The sequence below is a fragment of the Streptomyces sp. NPDC029292 genome, assembly GCF_055569295.1.
On the sequence record NZ_JBVHXR010000015.1, the window covers coordinates 14,305 to 30,781 of the forward strand.

11 protein-coding genes and 1 pseudogene are annotated in these 16,477 nt (G+C 69.6%); 9 read left to right on the plus strand and 3 right to left on the minus strand.

The annotated features are described in order from the left end of the window. The first annotated feature begins 386 nt into the window (after positions 1 to 386). From ACZ4WS_RS29235 to ACZ4WS_RS29250, 4 genes are all read left to right on the plus strand, one after another. Positions 387 to 842 (plus strand): hypothetical protein, encoded by a 456-nt coding sequence (locus ACZ4WS_RS29235; RefSeq protein WP_467985038.1) that lies wholly within the window; start codon positions 387 to 389, stop codon positions 840 to 842. Between the two features lie 169 nt (positions 843 to 1,011). Then, positions 1,012 to 1,833, plus strand: a complete 822-nt coding sequence (locus ACZ4WS_RS29240; RefSeq protein ID WP_467985040.1) for a maleylpyruvate isomerase family mycothiol-dependent enzyme — start codon at positions 1,012 to 1,014, stop codon at positions 1,831 to 1,833. 760 nt (positions 1,834 to 2,593) lie between these two features. Further along, a complete protein-coding gene (locus ACZ4WS_RS29245) occupies positions 2,594 to 4,795 on the plus strand; it encodes an FUSC family protein (protein ID WP_467985452.1) in 2,202 nt (733 codons plus the stop codon). Positions 4,796 to 5,580: 785 nt separating this feature from the next. Further along, on the plus strand, positions 5,581 to 6,810 hold the full coding sequence (locus tag ACZ4WS_RS29250) for a PP2C family protein-serine/threonine phosphatase (protein ID WP_467985041.1): 1,230 nt from the start codon (positions 5,581 to 5,583) through the stop codon (positions 6,808 to 6,810). A 106-nt stretch (positions 6,811 to 6,916) separates the two neighbouring features. Here ACZ4WS_RS29250 and ACZ4WS_RS29255 read toward each other — a convergent pair whose 3' ends face one another. Then, the gene (locus tag ACZ4WS_RS29255; RefSeq protein ID WP_467985043.1) at positions 6,917 to 8,173 is read right to left on the minus strand and encodes a serine hydrolase domain-containing protein; all 1,257 of its coding nucleotides are present in this window, start codon (positions 8,171 to 8,173) and stop codon (positions 6,917 to 6,919) included. A gap of 435 nt (positions 8,174 to 8,608) precedes the next feature. Between ACZ4WS_RS29255 and ACZ4WS_RS29260 the strand changes: the two genes are divergently transcribed. Then, entirely contained in the window at positions 8,609 to 9,772 is a 1,164-nt protein-coding gene (locus ACZ4WS_RS29260; RefSeq protein WP_467985045.1) for a hypothetical protein, read from the plus strand. A gap of 159 nt (positions 9,773 to 9,931) precedes the next feature. On the opposite strand, the gene ACZ4WS_RS29265 is transcribed toward ACZ4WS_RS29260, so the two are convergent. Further along, the gene (locus ACZ4WS_RS29265; RefSeq protein ID WP_467985047.1) at positions 9,932 to 10,537 is read right to left on the minus strand and encodes a GOLPH3/VPS74 family protein; all 606 of its coding nucleotides are present in this window, start codon (positions 10,535 to 10,537) and stop codon (positions 9,932 to 9,934) included. A gap of 90 nt (positions 10,538 to 10,627) precedes the next feature. On the opposite strand from ACZ4WS_RS29265, the pseudogene ACZ4WS_RS29270 reads away from it, so the two are divergent. From ACZ4WS_RS29270 to ACZ4WS_RS29285, 4 genes and pseudogenes are all read left to right on the plus strand, one after another. Beyond that, a pseudogene (locus ACZ4WS_RS29270) lies at positions 10,628 to 10,817 on the plus strand (spherulation-specific family 4 protein); the annotation flags it as partial. Between the two features lie 185 nt (positions 10,818 to 11,002). Beyond that, a complete protein-coding gene (locus ACZ4WS_RS29275; RefSeq protein WP_467985049.1) occupies positions 11,003 to 12,862 on the plus strand; it encodes a M1 family metallopeptidase in 1,860 nt (619 codons plus the stop codon). Positions 12,863 to 13,054: 192 nt separating this feature from the next. After that, a complete protein-coding gene (locus tag ACZ4WS_RS29280) occupies positions 13,055 to 14,158 on the plus strand; it encodes a PP2C family protein-serine/threonine phosphatase (RefSeq protein WP_467985051.1) in 1,104 nt (367 codons plus the stop codon). Between the two features lie 113 nt (positions 14,159 to 14,271). After that, positions 14,272 to 15,183: a hypothetical protein gene (locus ACZ4WS_RS29285; RefSeq protein ID WP_467985053.1), complete on the plus strand. Its 912-nt coding sequence runs from the start codon at positions 14,272 to 14,274 to the stop codon at positions 15,181 to 15,183. A 101-nt stretch (positions 15,184 to 15,284) separates the two neighbouring features. Here ACZ4WS_RS29285 and ACZ4WS_RS29290 read toward each other — a convergent pair. Further along, a partial coding sequence (locus ACZ4WS_RS29290; RefSeq protein ID WP_467985055.1) for an AMP-binding protein occupies positions 15,285 to 16,477 on the minus strand: 1,193 nt, incomplete at its 5' end.

Sequence of the window (16,477 nt, forward strand, 5' to 3'; positions counted from 1 at the left end):
CCCGCTCTTCAAACCACAAAAGACACCCCCCGCCCCCCCCCCCCCCCCCCCAACACCCCCCCCCCCCCCCCCCCCCCCCCCCTCCCCCCCCCCCCCCCCCCCCCCCCCCGCGGCATGTCCCGGAACTCGCTCGCTCGCGAGCAGCTCACTTGGCAACGGGGAAGTCGGCACCGCGACACTCTCGCGAGAACGCGACGTTGCTCCGTTCGAGTGGTGCATCCCCTGACACGGTCGTAGCGTCAGTACAGAGACGATCGCTGGCGACGGAACGACACACCGTCCTGCGTCAGCCCCACCACCAGACCTCGGCACGCGAGCAGACCACAGGTGCACAGAGGTGCAGGCGCGGGGCCATGGGTAGCGGAGACAGTCGGCGGGGAGCGGACATGCGGAGACACACAGTGAGAACGGCGGTTTCGCTCTGTGCGGCCGCATCGCTCGCGGCAGTCATGGGAACGGCCTCCGCCGCCCCGCCGGCTGCGCAGGCCGTGACACAGCGGCCCGGACGCCCCGTGATCGTCGACTGCTTCTGGCACCCAGAAGTACGCCCCGCCGACTTCATGCTCGCCTGCGGCGACGGCAACAGCCTCCTCTCCACGCTCCACTGGTCGCAGTGGCTCCCCAACTCGGCGATCGCCACGGGCTTCAACGTCGTGAACGACTGCAAGCCATACTGCGCGGCGGGCAAGTTCCACTCATACGCGGTCGTCGTACGGCTCGACCATCCGCAGCCCTGGAAGAAGCACCCGCAGCTGCAGCACTACACCCGGATGAGCCTGTTCTACACCGACCGCAGGCCGGACGGTTTCGAGCGAACGGTCACCTATCCACTCTGGAACTGACCTCCCCGACGGCCCGCGGGTCCTTCGCCGAGCCGACTCGATCTCGCTGCTCAGGGTCTTGTCGCAGCCTCCATTGCCTGATCTTCTGTGCTCCGGGCGATCCGTAACGTGTTCGCCGCCCGGTTGCGCACGCATCCGGCACGGGCACGAGACCGAGCATGGGAACGGCGTGGAATCAGCGGCTGGGCAGGACATACGGGGCACTGTGCCCGAGGGGCTTGGCGGGGCCATACGCGATACCGCCGATGAGATCGCCGCGCTGCTGCACCCGGGCGTCGACATGAAGCTTCCGGTACCCAGGTCACAGTGGAACGTCGGGGAAGCGGCAGCGCATCTGGCGCAGGCCAACGAACTGATGGCCGATATCGCGACAGGACACGCACGCAGTTACGGGGACGGTACGCCGCAGAGCCTCGCCGCGGCCAATGAGCGGGCGCTCGCCGAGTTCGGCGAGCGTGGGGCCGAGCCGCTGGCGGCGATGATCGTGGCGCAGGCTGATGCTTACCTCAAGGCGATGAACGAGAGTGCCACGGAGGGGACTGTCGTCACTCCGCTGGGTCCGATGAGCCTGGGCGTGCTGGGGTCGTACCTGCTCACGCACATGCTGGGCCATGGTTACGATCTCGCCCGTGCACTGGGTCGTCCGCACATGATCGACCGTGCCCGGGTCGAGCTGACCATGCCCTTCATGATCACGGCCATGCCACGGGTGACCGACACCGACCGCACAGCCAACCTGACCGCCCGCTACGCGATCCGCTTGTGGGGCGGAGGCCGATTCGGTGTGACGGTGAGCGACGGTGCGGTGTCCGTTGACTCGCAGCCGCCGGCCCGCCCGGACTGCACCATCCTCATCGAGCCGGTCACCTTCCTTCTGATGGCGCTCGGCCGTCGTGACCAGTGGGGCGCCATCGCCCAGGGCCGCATCCTCGTCCGGGGCCGCAAGCCCTGGCTCGCTCCCCGCTTCCCGGCTCTCTTCACGGCGCCCTGAACACAGCGGTGGCAGCGCACAGCCGCACGTTCGTCGTCGGCCCTTGCGTGCACCGCAACGCGGATTCCTCAGCCCGCGGGATCCCTACTGCCGGCCAACGAGAGGTCCACGCGTTCCCACCGCCCCGCGCCCGCCGCGGGGTCCGACGCGTCCTGCCTCCCGGCCCCCTTCGGAGCGGTGAGGGCAGCCCACTGCGCATCGTGCCGGCCTGGCACTATCCGCCCCCTGGCCCACCACTCGGCCACAAGGGAGGCGTAGATCGGCGGGTTCGAGCGGTGCGCATCGCCGAGTTCGGCGTACCGCCGAGGGGGCACACCGTGGTCCAGGAGGCACCCAGTCGTGGTGGAAATGCTGTCCATGTCGCTGCAACGCGGGTGGTCGGCCGGTGGTACGCCCGCGCTCCTCGATGGCCCCGATCGAGTGAGCGCGCCCACTCGATCGGGGGCATGCATCTATGGGATGAGACTCAAAAGTGCGCGGGGAAAATCCTGGTCCGACTGGGACCAGTTGCTCGCCGCGGATACCCGCGATCAGGGCCCGCAGCACTGGTGGGGACGTCCCTGGACCATGCCTGGGACATCCCCTGGCCGTGGCCATCGGACGGCGGGGCAGCGCAGGACGCGACGTTGACGCGTGCCATGCTGGAACTCCGGATCATGACGGAAGCGGGAAAAGCGGCAGCGTGAGGACAGTGACACGGCCGAGCCGGACGGAGATCTGGGACCGATTCGCGGCATCCGACCCCGGGCTGTTGCGGCTCATGGCCGGACTGCGGACAGTCGGCGCCATCGCACTCACGCTGTTGGTCCTGGCACTGCTCAATGCCGATGTGAGTCACATGGTGACCGGTGCCATGGCGGCCATGGTCGCGACCTTCGCCATCAAGGAGAAGCAGCGGCGCGAACAGGCCCTCACTCTGGCGCTCGGTCTGCCCGTGGCGCTGGTGGCGATGTCGCTGGGAGCGCTGTTGAACACGAGGGTCGTCGCGGGCGACCTCTTCTTCATCGCGCTGATTTTCGCCGCGGTGTACAGCCGCCGGTTCGGTGATCGCGGTACGGCGCTGGGACTCATCGGGTTTCAGATCTACTTCGTCTCCCTGTTCGTCAGAGCCACTGTCTCCGCGCTGCCGGGGCTGTGCGGAACGCTGGTCGTCGCGTTCGGGTGCAGCGCGGTGGTGCGGTTCGGCCTGGTCGTGGAGACCCCCGAGCGCATCCTGCTGCGACTGCGCGAGGCCTTCCGGGCTCGTCTGGCCCAATTGGTGTCCGCCCAGATCGAGTTGCTCGACGCCGGGCCCGACCGCGTCGAGAAGGCCCTGGAGGACGTACGGCGGCACACCGCGCGCCTGCACGAGAGCGCGATGATGATCCAGGGGCGGCTGGAGGAGGGAACCAGCGACAGCGCCACCGCCTCGCTCATCCAGCGCCGGGTGGCCGATGCCGAGATCGCCGGCGAGCGGCTCGGCGTTCTCCTCCTCACCGCGCGCAGCGCCGAACGCGCCGACACGCTCACCCTTCATCTGCCGCACGCGCCCGTGCCGCCGCCCGGCGACCGGCTGCGCGCCCAGGACGACACCACCGCGACGCTGCGCCGCGATCTCAACGCGTTGCGCCTGCTCGTGATCCGCCCGGTCTCGAACGACCGCGGCACCGCGCTGGCCCACCTGCGCAACCGGCTCCTCGGCTACCGGGACGAGGAGAATCTGCCGCGCGCCTCGACCGCCGTCCAGGACGTGTTCCGCGGCATCGGCGAGGCGGGGCGCTCCGTCCTGGGTCTGCGGCTGGCCCTCGACGGACCCCAGGACGAATCCGACGACACACCCGCGACGACGCGTTCCCGCGAGGAACTGGACGCCGAGGACGTCGCCATGGCGGGGGCCGAGGAGGACGAGCCGGGCGCCGACGCCCGCAAGGGTCTGGAGCGTCCCACGACGCGTGCCGCGGTCCAGGTGTCGGTGGGTTCGGCCCTGGCCATCGTCGGCGGGGAGTTCCTCTCCAGCCAGCGCTGGTACTGGGCGGTGCTGACCTGCTGGGTCGTCTTCCTGAACACGGCGTCCACCGGGGAGATCCTCGTCAAGGGCTACCGTCGGCTGCTGGGCACGGTCCTCGGAGTCGTCGCCGGTGTCGGCCTGGCGGGCCTGGTGGGCAACCACACCTGGACGGCGTTCGCACTCGTGCTGGTGTTCATCTTCGCCATGTTCTTCACCGCGCCGCTGTCGTACGCCCTGATGTCCTTCTTCGTCACGGCGATGCTGGGGCTGCTGTACACCCTGCTCAACACCTACAGCGCCACGGTGCTCGTCCTGCGCATCGAGGAGACCGCGCTCGGCGCCGCTTGCGGCGTGATCGCGGCCGTCCTGATCCTGCCGGTGCACACCGATCGCCGTACCGACGACCTCCTCGGCACGGTGCTGACCCGGCTCGGTGATGTCACCGGTGCGGCGGTGGAGCAGTTGAGCGGCGGGCCCGCGCTCGATCTGCTGGACAAGGCCCGGGACCTCGACACGGCACTGGACGATCTACGGTCCTCCACGCAGCCGTTGACCCATCCGATCACCCCGCTGCGGGCCCGCCGCCAGACCGCGCGCTACCTCGTGGCCCTGCTGGAGACGTGCGCCTACCACGCGCGTTCACTGGCGGCGACGGCCGAACTCCTCCCCTACAGCAAGTCCGTCGCCGCGGACCCCCGTCTCAAGCGCGCGGGGCGGCGCATCGCCCACAACATCGACGTTCTGGTCGCCCGCGTCGCGGACGACGACACCAGCGGCGTGGCCGAGACCGGCGCGAGCATCGCCGCCATGCTGGAGCCGGACAAGCCGGGCTCCCCTCGGCACGACCGCGTCACGGATCGTGTCCTGCGGCATCTGCAGCGCCTCGATGAGGGCGTGGTCGGCCTCGCTCGCCCGCTGGGGGTGCCGGTCTCGACTCCCGACGGGGCGTCGTCCCGTGGTGGATCCGCCTCGTAACGCCGGCCGCGGCAGGGACGACCCGGTGCGCAGGCTTCTCGGATGCGTTACGGGATCTGGGTGCGGACGAAGGTCGGTGCTGCACCGACATCCACCAGTCCGGCCCCGGTGGCCTCGTCGGGGCCGGGACGGGCCCGGTTCCCGAATCGCGGGTGACAGGACCCCGTCGTGATGTCGATGGCGGTCGCTGCGAGGGCTTCGGGTAATCGTGTGCGGCGAAGTAGGCGTGCGGGGACTCTCCCGTGTCCACCATGGCAACGTGGACACCGCGCCCTACCTCCCCCTCGGCCTGCGCCCCGGCGACCTGCACCGGTACCTCGCCGAGATCCGCAGCGAGAGACGTGACCTCGCCCAACTGCTCATGCTCGTCGGACTGGGCGGCCCCACCCCCTGCTGCCCGCCTCCGCCGCCGCCCGCTGTCCGCGCCCGGGTGTCGTCTACCGGCCGGTCCCGGACGCACCGCCCTCGGTCCTCACCATCGCCTGGCCGCAGCAGTCCCGTTCGCCGGCCACGGCGGCACTCATCCGCGCCGCCACGTCCGTGGCCGACGCCGTACGGGACCGGCAAGCGGGCTAGGTGCGCTGTCCGGACAGGTTGGTGACGCGGCTGGCCGGGGTTTGACCACGTGGGCCCCAGCCGGCGACTGCGCAGACCGACGGCCCGACAAAACCACTGCCCCGCTCGTGGGTTTTACCCACGACCGGAGCGGGTGGGTCACAGGCAATCCGACCTGCCGCTCTTATCGTGTGGGACACGACCAGGGCCGGTACGAGACGGGTGGACGGGTGACAGGACCAGGAATCGACTACAGGGCGGTCTTCCACGCCCTGCCCGGCATGGTCGCGCTGCTCACTCCGCAACTGGTCTACGCGGACGCGAACGAGGACTTCCTGCACTACTCCGGGCGCACCCGTGAGCAGCTGATCGGGAGGCACTTGTTCGACGTGTTCCCCGACAGGCCCGAGGACACGGCCGCGAGCGGGATGCGGAACCTGGGAGCGTCCCTGCAGCGGGTGGCGGCGACCGGGGAGCGCGACACCATGGCCCTGCAGCGTTATGACGTCGAATCGGTGGACCGGCCCGGCGAGTGGGAGGAGCGGTACTGGAGCCCGATCAATGCCCCGGTGCGCAACGAGGAAGGCAACGTGGTGCTGCTGGTCCATCGGGTGGAGGAGGTCACCGAACTCATCCGCGCCCGGGGCGGGCGGAACGGTGGTGACCGGGCCCGCGTCCTGGAGGCCGAGCTCTACACGCGCGCCCGGGACCTGCAGGAGGTCAACGAGCGCCTGCGGCAGGCCCACGCCCGCGAACGCGAGGTCGCCCTCGCCCTGCAGGACGCGTTGCTGCCCGCTCTCCGCCAGGTGGGTCACCACCGCACTGCCGTGCGCTATCACCCCGCCGTCGGCGCGCTGAACGTGTGCGGCGACTGGTACGACCTGGTGGACCTGTCCGGCGATCGCATCGTGGTCGCCGTGGGCGACGTCGTCGGCCACGGACTGGCCGCGGCATGCGTCATGGGGCAGTTGCGCAGCGCCCTCAGCGCCGCCTCCCTCGTCTCGTCCGGCCCCGCCCAAGCACTTGAAGTCCTCGGCCTGTACGCGCGTTCCGTCGACGGCGCCGAATCCACCACCGCCGTGACCATCCGCATCGACTGGGACACCCACACCCTCACCTACAGCAGTGCGGGCCACCCGCCGCCCGCCCTCCTGAGCGGCGACGGCAACGTGGAGTTCTTGGATCAGGCCACCGACCCGCCGCTCGGAGCCCGCCCCGAGCACGCCGACCGCCCCCAGGCCGCCATCGAATTCACGACTGGCGACACGCTGGTCCTGTACACCGACGGTCTGATCGAACGCCGCCGGGAAGACATCGACGTAGGGCTGAGCCGCCTCGCCCACGCCCTGGTCGACCACCAAGGAGCCGATCCCGAGACCCTCGCCGACGCCCTGTTGTCCGACCTGCTTCCGCCCAGCGGCGCCACCGACGACACCGCCCTGGTGGTCATCAGACTGTGAGCCCGGGGACTGGCGGTGCACTTCGCACACTGCGCTGCGAGACCGGCGAAGATCTGGGCGGAGCGGCCGACGCGTCTCCGTCGACGGCAGGGCCGCACCTCACACCTCACCGGGCCGCGGCCTGCGCAGGCAGATTGAAGACATGCCCCGGCGTGACGATCTTCGTGATCGCCTCACCGAAGAGGGTGCTGGGCTCCGTGTTGTCATGGTTGATGTCGGTGTTCAGCAGCACGACGAGCGTCGCTTGCGCCGACGGAAGATAGATGGTCAGGGTCTCGTAGCCCGGCAGTGAGCCGTTGTGCCCGATCCAGCCCTGGACGTTGAAGATGCCGAGGCCGTACCCGGCGCCCGGGATCGTGGTGGGCGGCGTGATGAGCCGCTGCTTCTGCGTGGCGGGGCTGATCAGGGTGTCGCCGTTGGGCAGGATGCCCGTGGCAACCGTGCGCGCCCATACGTGCAGATCGTCCAGATTGGAGATCATCGCGCCGGCCGCCCAGGCCCAGGACGGGTTCCAGTTGGCCGTGTCCTCGACCTTCCCGTTCGCGGTCTGGTCGGTGTACCCCTGTGCGTGCGGGGTCGGGAAGGCCGCGTCGGTCGGGAAGACGGTGTGGTTCATACCGGCCGGTGCGAGGACGTTCTTCTGGATGAAGTCCTCTATCGGCTGGCCGCCGACCTTCTCGACGACCAGGCCGAGCAGGATGAGGTTGGTGTTGCAGTAGAAGAACTTCTCACCCGGCGGGAACAGCACGGGGTGCTTGAAGGCGTAGTCGAGTAGCTGCTGTGGCGTGAACGGCCGCTGCGGATCGGACGTCAGCGCTTTGAAGAAGCCTGGGTCCTCCGAGTAGTTGAAGAGTCCGCTGCGCATCCCCGCGAGTTCGCGCAACGTGATCTTGTCTCCGTTGGGCACGCCGTCGACATACTTGCCGATCGGATCGTCCAGGCTCACCTTGCCCTCGTCGACCAGCTTCAGCAGTGCCGTCACGGTGAACGTCTTGGTCTCGCTGCCCATCCGCATGTACAGATCCCGCGACATCATCCGGCCGTTGGTTTTGTCGGCAACTCCGAACGAGCGCACGTAGGTCCCCATGTCGGGCGTCCACAGCCCCACGGTCACCCCGGGCACGTTCGCCTCCCGCATGACCTGTTGCACGGCCTCGTCGAGCTGTCGCGTCACGGCAGGGGTGAGTTCCCGGAAGTCAGCCGTCGTCGAAGCGGACGGCGAGGGTGGCTCGGCCGCGGTGGCAGCTGTGCGCACGAACGCGGGTGTCCCGAAGGCCGTGCCAGCCGCGACCGGAACCATCAACGCCCCCACCGCCACGGCTGTGGCGGCTCCCCTTCGCAATCGTCTGTACGCCTGCGTCATGGGCTGACCCCCAGCGCATGAGGACAAAACCCGCGATCGTCGTGGACGAGAGCGGAGTGGGAGTGAGTCCGCCTGCGAGGACGCCGACAGGAAGGACCGCCGAGCAAGAGCGTCCAGGAACAGGGGACGACGTGGCGAGGGAGGTGCGAGTCCCTCGCGGCCGGACCGCGGCACAGGGCGCAAGGTGCGCCACAGATCGCGGGTCACAGCCATGTCGTAGGTAACAAGCCTCAAAGCCCTACGCCACAAGCATAGGAGCGCCGGTGGCCCGCCGCCTGTTGGACGGCACGACCCCTGTCGGCACGGTTCGAAAATGCGGGCCGGCCCGGCTCCGCCGCGGTCGCCCAGCACGTAGCGGCCGCACCCGGTGACCCCGGACCGACCTCCATTGACCATACTGGGAGCACACGCCGCCCCCCACCCGCAAAGTGACCCATGCCCAAGTCCCCCACCACCCGTGCCACGGCCCCGGAAACAGTCTGGCTGGCAAGCGGGCGCCACACCGGCCCCGCCCCGCAGGAGGTCCTTCGGGACAACCTGCGGAAGCTGAAGACCGGCGAGACGATCCACGACTTCCTGGAGACCGGGAACTCCTCGGAACCCGACGGGCATGTCTTCGAGGCCCGCTGGCAGGTCGCCGACGCCATTACCGTACGGGCACGGCTCACCACCGACGGGCGGGAGCGCACGGACGAAGAGCGGCGCTGGACGCTGGCGGCCGAGGCGGACCGGCCCTGGGATCCCGCGTGGCCCTCTCCCGCAACCATGTTCTGGCCCGAGAAGAGCGACATCTCCTGGGACCACGACACTGTGGCCGGGCTCCGCCTGCAGGACATCAACCCGCTCCCGCGGGACGACGCTGCCATGCGTCGCCTGCTCAGGGAGACGGCGCGCCGCAGCTGGAGCATCAACGTCGTCGTCCACGAGGCGATGACCACCGACCACCGCGGCCGTCTCCCCCTCGCCCGCCTGCTCCCGCCCGGACTGCGGCATCGCGTCGTGGAACACCGCGCCGCGCCCGAGCAGTTCCAGGCCGTCAACTGGGCGCTGTACGACCTGGGCGTGCGGGTCCCGCGCGGTGGCGCCGTCATTCTGCCCGGCACGCCTGCCCGGCTCGGGTACGACGAGCAGGAGTTCACCGTGCGCAGCGTGTTCCTCGACGGCTCGGAGCCGACGGAGCTCCTGGACAAGGTCGTACGCTGTGCCGCGCTGCCCTGGCCGCTGCCGGACGGCGCGGCGGAAGCCCTCACCGCTCTCCGGCAGGACTGGCATCTACTGACTCTCGAAGAGGAACTGGCCCACGCACGCGGGCTGGTGGATGCCTATGCCGAAGCGCTCGACGCCATGACCAAGTCGCGCGACCTGTACCGCGAGGCGGCCGACCTCGCCCATGCGGCGCTGGCCGAGATCAGAGAGTCACGGGGGACGGCATACTCCGTACGCGAGACATCGCACGGACAGGACGGGCGCTCGCCGCACCCGCTGACGAAGGCGATTCAGCGCGTCACGGGCACCATGAGATCACGGGGCACGTCAAGCGACGACGCCCGCGCCCAGGACGCGCCCGGCCCTGAGGGCAAGCCACGCGAGCCCAAGTGATCACCGTCAGGCCGCGGGTGAACGGCCCACCGCCGCGGCCCGGAACCAGTGCGGCAGCCGAGGACCAGAGGTGTCTGCGGCGTCATCGACGACGCGGGAAGCCACGCATCGTGCTGATCACGCCGCCGCGCCCAGCCGCGTCGCTCGCGCACGTCCTCGTCACGCCCCTCGCCAGATGTTGGCGAACGCCGCGTTTTCGATGGCCCGCCTTTGGCGTACGGCTTCCAGTTCCATCACGGCGTCGTGGACGGCGGCCAGCACGGTCGTCACCGCGTCGTCGGTGACGCCCGGGGAGTCCGTGGTCTGCCCGCCATGGATCCCGACGACCGCCGCGAGGGCGGCGAGGACGGGTTCGTCCGATGCCCAGAGGCTCATCGCCCGGCGGCGAGCGGGCGAGTCGGACAGCGCCATACGGTCGGTCCCGAAGGCCAACCGGCTGCGGCGTTGCCGGGTGAGCCGGCCGGCCTCCTCGAGAGCGGCCAGATAGGCCGAGGACAGATCACGACCTCTGCGCCACAGCCAGTCTTCGACCGGCTCGTACGGCACCTGCCGATTGAGTGACGCCGCAGCCTCGCTCAACAGATGATCATCCATCGTCTGCTGCGGTGTCGGCACGATGCGGTCGCCGTCCAGTCCGAGGGCCTCGGCATCGAGGAGATCGATCACCTCGGCTCCCGCGAGTGCGAGCGACTGGTCACCCTGCCCCACAGGACGGTTCGGCTCCACGTCCATGGCGATGATCAACAGGTCCTTGGCCGTGGTCATGAACCGCTCCCCCTCAGACTGCCGCGATCATCGGCCTCCACGATCACGGAACGGATTGCTGTGCCGACGGGCGTGAGGTGTGGCCGACGCAGACCGGCGTGGACCACGCGGCATCCGCCCGAGCGGTTCTGTCACCTCGGCTACGGCGTACCCGAGGCACTCGTACCGCTCGCAGTCCGCACCGCACACGAACGCGGCGGGGGTCGCCGGTCCGGTGACGGGCGAACTCCCCAACCCCTGGTCGCGGTTGACGCCCGCACAGAGTGAGACAGCTCCATGAAAGGGCATGCTTTTCCCCACATTCGATGGCATGTCCCAGTCAAATCTGCCAGGCTTCCGGCAGCCGTCGCCCTGACCCCCAGGGAGACGCAGCAGAAATCTCACCCGGTCACCCCGCGGCGCACCCAAGCCGTCCGGGCGACCACCGAGCAGGCCGGAATCCCGGCCGCCTCAAAGGAGTTCCGTGTGAGACCAACCCCCCACAAGGCCCTCGCCGCGAGCCTGTTCGCCGTCGCCGCGTTGGCCGCTGCCTCGCTCCCCGTCACCCCAGCGGCGGCCGCGCCGCCCGCGGCCCCGCTCGCCGCCGCCTGCACCCCGGCCCAGGTGGTCACCAACGGCGGCTTCGAGAGCGGCACTTCGCCCTGGACCCAGTCGTCGACCACCGTGATCACCAACCGCACCGGCCAGACCGCCCACGGCGGCACCAGCTTCGCCTGGCTGAACGGTGTCGGCTCCACGCACACCGACACCCTCTCGCAGAGCGTCACGATCCCGTCCGGGTGCAGCAGCGCCACCCTCACCTTCTGGCTGCACATCGACACCGCCGAGACGACCTCGTCCACCGCGTACGACAAGCTCACGGCGAAGATCGGCAGTACGACGCTGGCGACGTACTCGAACCTGAACAAGGCCACCGGTTACGTGCAGAAGTCGTTCGACGTGTCCTCTTTCGCGGGCCAGACCGTGAACGTCGCCTTCACCGGCACCGAGGACTCCAGCCTCCAGACGAGCTTCGTCATCGACGACGTCGCCCTCAACACCTCCGGTGACACGACCCCGCCGGCGGACTCCACGCGCACCCCGGCCGCACCCTCGTACACCGTCAGCCTGAGCAGCAACACGAGCGGCACCGTCTGGACCGGCCACGAGAGCACGACGTTCACCAACGCCTCCTCCACCGCGCTCAGCGAGGTGTACCTGAGGCTGTGGGACAACTACCACGGCACCTGCTCCGCCATGCCGATCACGGTCAGCAACGTCACCGGTGGCACCGCGGGCGCCCTTTCCGTCGGCTGCACGGCCCTGCAGATCGCGCTGCCGACCCCGCTGGCGCAGGGGCAGACCGCCACGATCGGCTTCGACCTGGGCATCACCGTCCCCAGCGGCGCCGACCGTTTCGGCTACGACGGGGCCTTCAGCTTCATCGGCAACGCCCTGCCCGTACTCGCGGTCAAGGACGGGGCGGGCTGGCACCTGGACCCGTACACGAACAACGGCGAGTCGTTCTACTCCCTGGCCGCCGACTTCAAGGTGACCCTCGACCACCCGGCCACCCTGCTGGTACCGGCCACCGGCGCCTCGGCCGACACCCCCGGCTCCAGCGGACGTACGGTCACCACCGCCACCGCCTCCAAGGTCCGTGACTTCGCCTGGGCGGCGGGCCCCTTCACCAAGATCTCCGGCACCTCGACCGCCGGCACCCCGGTGAACGTCTACTCCGTCTCGGGCATCAGCTCGGCCGACGCGCAGTCGATGCTCACCACCGCGAAGACCGCCGTGGACGCCCACGCGGCCCGGTTCGGCGCCTACCCCTACGGCGAGCTGGACGCGGTGATCGACAACAACTTCTGGTTCGGCGGCATGGAGTACCCCGGGTTCGTCCTCGACCTGGTCAGCACCACGGCGCTCACCCATGAGATCGGTCACCAGTGGTTCTACGGGATCGTCGGCGACGACGAGTACAACAGTCCCTGGCTCGATGAGGCGTTCACCGACTACGCCACCGACCTGGCGCTCAACAAAACCGGCACCAACTGCTGGAACAGCGTCTCCTGGGCCTCGACGGCGGAGAAGATCACCAACTCGATGGCCTACTGGGACGCCCACTCGTCCCGGTACTCCACCGTCGTCTACGGCTACGGCAAGTGCGCCCTGCACGACCTGCGCCGCGTCCTCGGCGACACCGCCATGGCCAAACTCCTCAAGGACTACGCCACGTCGCACTGGTACGGCGTCTCCACCACGTCCGAGTTCAAGGCCGCCGCCCAGGCCGCCACGACCACGGACCTGACCTCGTTCTGGACCACGCACCGCATCGACGGCTGACACGGTAGCGGTAACGGAGCCTCGTCACCCTGATCCCTGGGGTGGCGGGGCTCCTCGACGTCGTTCGTCGCTCCGGTCGGGCGCCGATCGTTACGGAGTACATTTATCCATGTACATACCGCTTCCATCCGCGCCGCCCCATGTGCACGGTTCGGCCGAAAGTAGAAGCGTGGTGGCATAAGGAGGAGCGCTATGGCCACCAGGGCCGCGTCCAGGCAGCGGGACGGTGGACACCAGGGCTGGCTGCGCGGCTCGCCGCCTCCACGCTGGGTACGGATGCTGCCGCCGGCTCTGCTGGTGGGCGTCTGCGCAGTCGAACTCGCGAGTCGCCACCCCCTGGACATCGGTTTTCTGCTGGGCGTCATTCCGTCGCTGGCCGTGCTCTCCTACGGGCCCGCGGCCACGGCTGTCTTCGGCGGCGTGGTCGTCATGCTGCTGAACGTCCCGGCCCTGCAGCTCAACCGCCCGGGCAACACCGACCTGCTGACCATCACCTTCATCGCTGTGCTCAGCGTGTTCGTGTCTCTCGTACGCAGCCGCCGCGACGCGCACCTGGTCACCGTGCGGACCGTCGCGGAAGCCGCCCAGCTCGCGGTCCTGCCACCGCTCCCCGAGCACGTCGGCCCGGTGATCTGCGCCGGTCTGTACCGGGCGGCACAGCACGGAACACTGGTCGGAGGCGACTTCTTCGACGTGCGCGACGGCCCCTACGGCGTGCGCGCTGTGATGGGCGACGTCCAAGGGCACGGGCTGCCGGCCGTCGGCACGGTCGCTTCGCTCCTCGGAGCGTTCCGGGAGACCGTGCTCGACCAGCGCGACCTGGAGACGGCAGCGGCCCGCCTCGAACGCAGGCTGGTCGTGGACTCCGCCGGAACCGAGCATGCCGAGCTCTTCGCCACCGCCGTACTCCTGGAGTTTTCACCCGGCGCCGACGCGGTGCGGCTCGTGTCCTGCGGGCACCCCCCTCCGCTGCTGCTGCGCGCCGGAAAGGCCGTCGAACTCGATTCCGAGCCGGGGGCTCCGCTGGGTCTCGGGCTCTTCGACATCGCTCCGCCGCTCGCGTGCACGGTCCGGCTGGAGCGCGGCGACCGGCTGTTCCTGGTATCCGACGGAGTGACGGAGTCCCGGGACAAGACCGGCGCCTTCTACCCGCTGGCCGAACGTCTGGCCGCGTTCGCCGAGGAGGCGCCGACCGCGCTGACCGACCGTGTGTGGGAGGACCTCCTACGGTTCTGCCCGACGGTCCGTGACGACGTCACCATGCTGGTCCTCACACCGCAGCCCCAACGCCCGTGACGGGCCCAGAGCTGGACCGAACGCGGCGCGCGGTTGGCGCGTCATAGGGACGGTGCGGCCTTCACCTCGCACCGCACAGCCTCCACTCGTCACCGTCAGTCCCCGGGGGACCCATGCCTACGAACATCACGCGGACCGTCAATCTGCTCGTCGTCCTCGCCCTGTTCACCACCGGAGCCGGTGCTGTTGTCGGGTGCGGCAGCGAGAACGCCGGCAGCCGCGGTGCCGACTCGGCGCCGCAGCCGGGGGCCCGCGCCCGCCAGGTCGCCGACGCCTGGGACGGATCCAAGGCTGCCGAGGCATGGAGCAAGGGCTACTACCCGATGGACGAAGCGGTCCAACTGCCCGACACAGCCTTCCGCAACGAACCCGACAAGCAGGCCTACACGACCCAGAACATCGTCCTGCGCGGCACGCTTCCCACCACCCGGCCCAAGGACGGGCAAGTGAAGTGGGAGAACGGAGGCTCGCTCACGCTGCCGCTCATGGGGGCGCAGCAGGCGTACAAGACAGTGGCACGCGGCAGCAACGACGGACCGCACCTGACCGTGACCGAGGCGAAGCTGGGCGAGATGACCCTCACCACCAGCCGTGGCCCGGCGACCGTCCCGGCCTGGCTGTTCACTCTGGAGGGCTACGACACCCCGCTCAAGCGGGTCGCCCTCAGCCCCTCGAAACTCCCCGAGCCGCCGATCGAGCCGGCCCGGCAGGTGCCCACCGACGAGCTGGCGCCGCTCGGCCGACTGGTCGCGGTAGCCACGAACGGACGGTCCGTCACCGTGATCGCCAACCACGGATCCTGCGACGACGGCCCCGCCGTGGACGTGCTGGAGACGAGCGGCAGCGTGGTGCTGTCCGCGTCCGTCGTCGGGACGAAGGACGGTCCCTGCACCAGCGACATGAAAGGCGAGGAGATGACGGTGAAGCTGCACCGGCCGGTCGGCGACCGCGTCCTCCTGGACGCCTTCACGGGCCGACCGGTGCCGTACGGCGCGCCGAAGGGCGCCTTGCCGAGCTGGAGTTGAACGACCGTCGGAGCAGTGCGCGAGGAACGCGAACTCGCCGCTGTCCGACGACGACACGGACGTGCGACAGTGGGATGGATGCGCGGTGCGGCGCGAGCGCCTCAGTTCACGCCCCGTTCGTGGCCTTCCCAGTACGGCTCGCGCAGCTTGTACTTCTGCAGTTTGCCGGTCGCCGTGCGGGCCAGCTGGGTGCGGAATTCCACCGACGTCGGCGCCTTGTACCCGGCGAGGCTCTCCTTGCAGTACCGGATGAGCTCGTCCTGCGTCACCTCCGCGCCGGGTACGAGGACCACCAGAGCCTTGACGGTCTCGCCCCACTTCTCGTGCGGCACACCGATCACCGCGACCTCGGCGACCGCGGGATGATTGAAGAGTGTGTCCTCCACCTCGATCGAGGACACGTTCTCACCACCCGTGATGATGACGTCCTTCTTGCGGTCACTGATCGTCAGATGCCCGTACTCGCCGACCGACCCACCGTCCCCGGTGTGGAACCAGCCCTCCGACAGTGCCCCAGCGGTCTCCTGTGGCTGCTCCCAATACCCGTCCATCACCACGTTCGAGCGCGCGAGAACCTCGCCCTCGTCGTCCGTGCGCAGCGTCACGCCCAGCGCGGGAGCGCCCGCCCGCACCAGCTTCTCCGCCCGCTTCTGGGTGTCGAGGTCGTCCCATTCGGCGCGGGTGCGGTTGATCGTGAGCAGGGGCGAGGTCTCGGTGAGGCCGTAGATCTGGATGAACTCCCAGCCCAGCTCGGACTCGACGCGCGCGATGGTGCGGGTGGGCGGCGGAGCCCCGGCGACGATGATGCGCACCCGGTCGCGGCCGGGGATCTCGCCGTCCCAGGACTCGGCCGCGGCCAGCACCGCGTTCACGACCGCGGGCGCCGCGCACATCACGGTCACCCCGTGTTCGGCCACCCGGCGCAGGATCTCGGCCCCGTCCACCTTGCGCAGCACGATCTGCCGCACGCCCAGCGCCGACATCGCGAACGGCATGCCCCAGCCGTTCGCGTGGAACATCGGCAGCGTGTGCAGATATACGTCCCGGTCGGTTACACCCGCGTGCAGGGCGAAGGTCACCGCGTTCACCCAGATGTTGCGATGGGTGATCTGCACTCCCTTGGGGCGGGCCGTCGTACCGCTGGTGTAGTTGATGGTCGCGGTCGCGTTCTCGTCCGCGTGCCAGGGCTGTGGGGGGGGGGGGGAAAGGGAAAGCTCCCCCCCCCCGCCAACCCCCACCACAACAAAACGCTTTCCGTTGCCCCTCCCGCAGCGATTCTTCCCTCCCGCGCCTA

Bases quoted from the DNA above. Each gene is read 5' to 3' on its own strand.
- ACZ4WS_RS29280 (WP_467985051.1), top strand. From the start codon at position 13,055: ATGGCCACCAGGGCCGCGTCCAGGCAGCGGGACGGTGGACACCAGGGC.
- ACZ4WS_RS29260 (WP_467985045.1), top strand. From the start codon at position 8,609: ATGCCCAAGTCCCCCACCACCCGTGCCACGGCCCCGGAAACAGTCTGG.
- ACZ4WS_RS29245 (WP_467985452.1), top strand. From the start codon at position 2,594: ATGGCCGGACTGCGGACAGTCGGCGCCATCGCACTCACGCTGTTGGTC.
- ACZ4WS_RS29265 (WP_467985047.1), bottom strand. From the start codon at position 10,537: ATGACCACGGCCAAGGACCTGTTGATCATCGCCATGGACGTGGAGCCG.
- ACZ4WS_RS29285 (WP_467985053.1), top strand. From the start codon at position 14,272: ATGCCTACGAACATCACGCGGACCGTCAATCTGCTCGTCGTCCTCGCC.
- ACZ4WS_RS29235 (WP_467985038.1), top strand. From the start codon at position 387: ATGCGGAGACACACAGTGAGAACGGCGGTTTCGCTCTGTGCGGCCGCA.
- ACZ4WS_RS29255 (WP_467985043.1), bottom strand. From the start codon at position 8,173: ATGACGCAGGCGTACAGACGATTGCGAAGGGGAGCCGCCACAGCCGTG.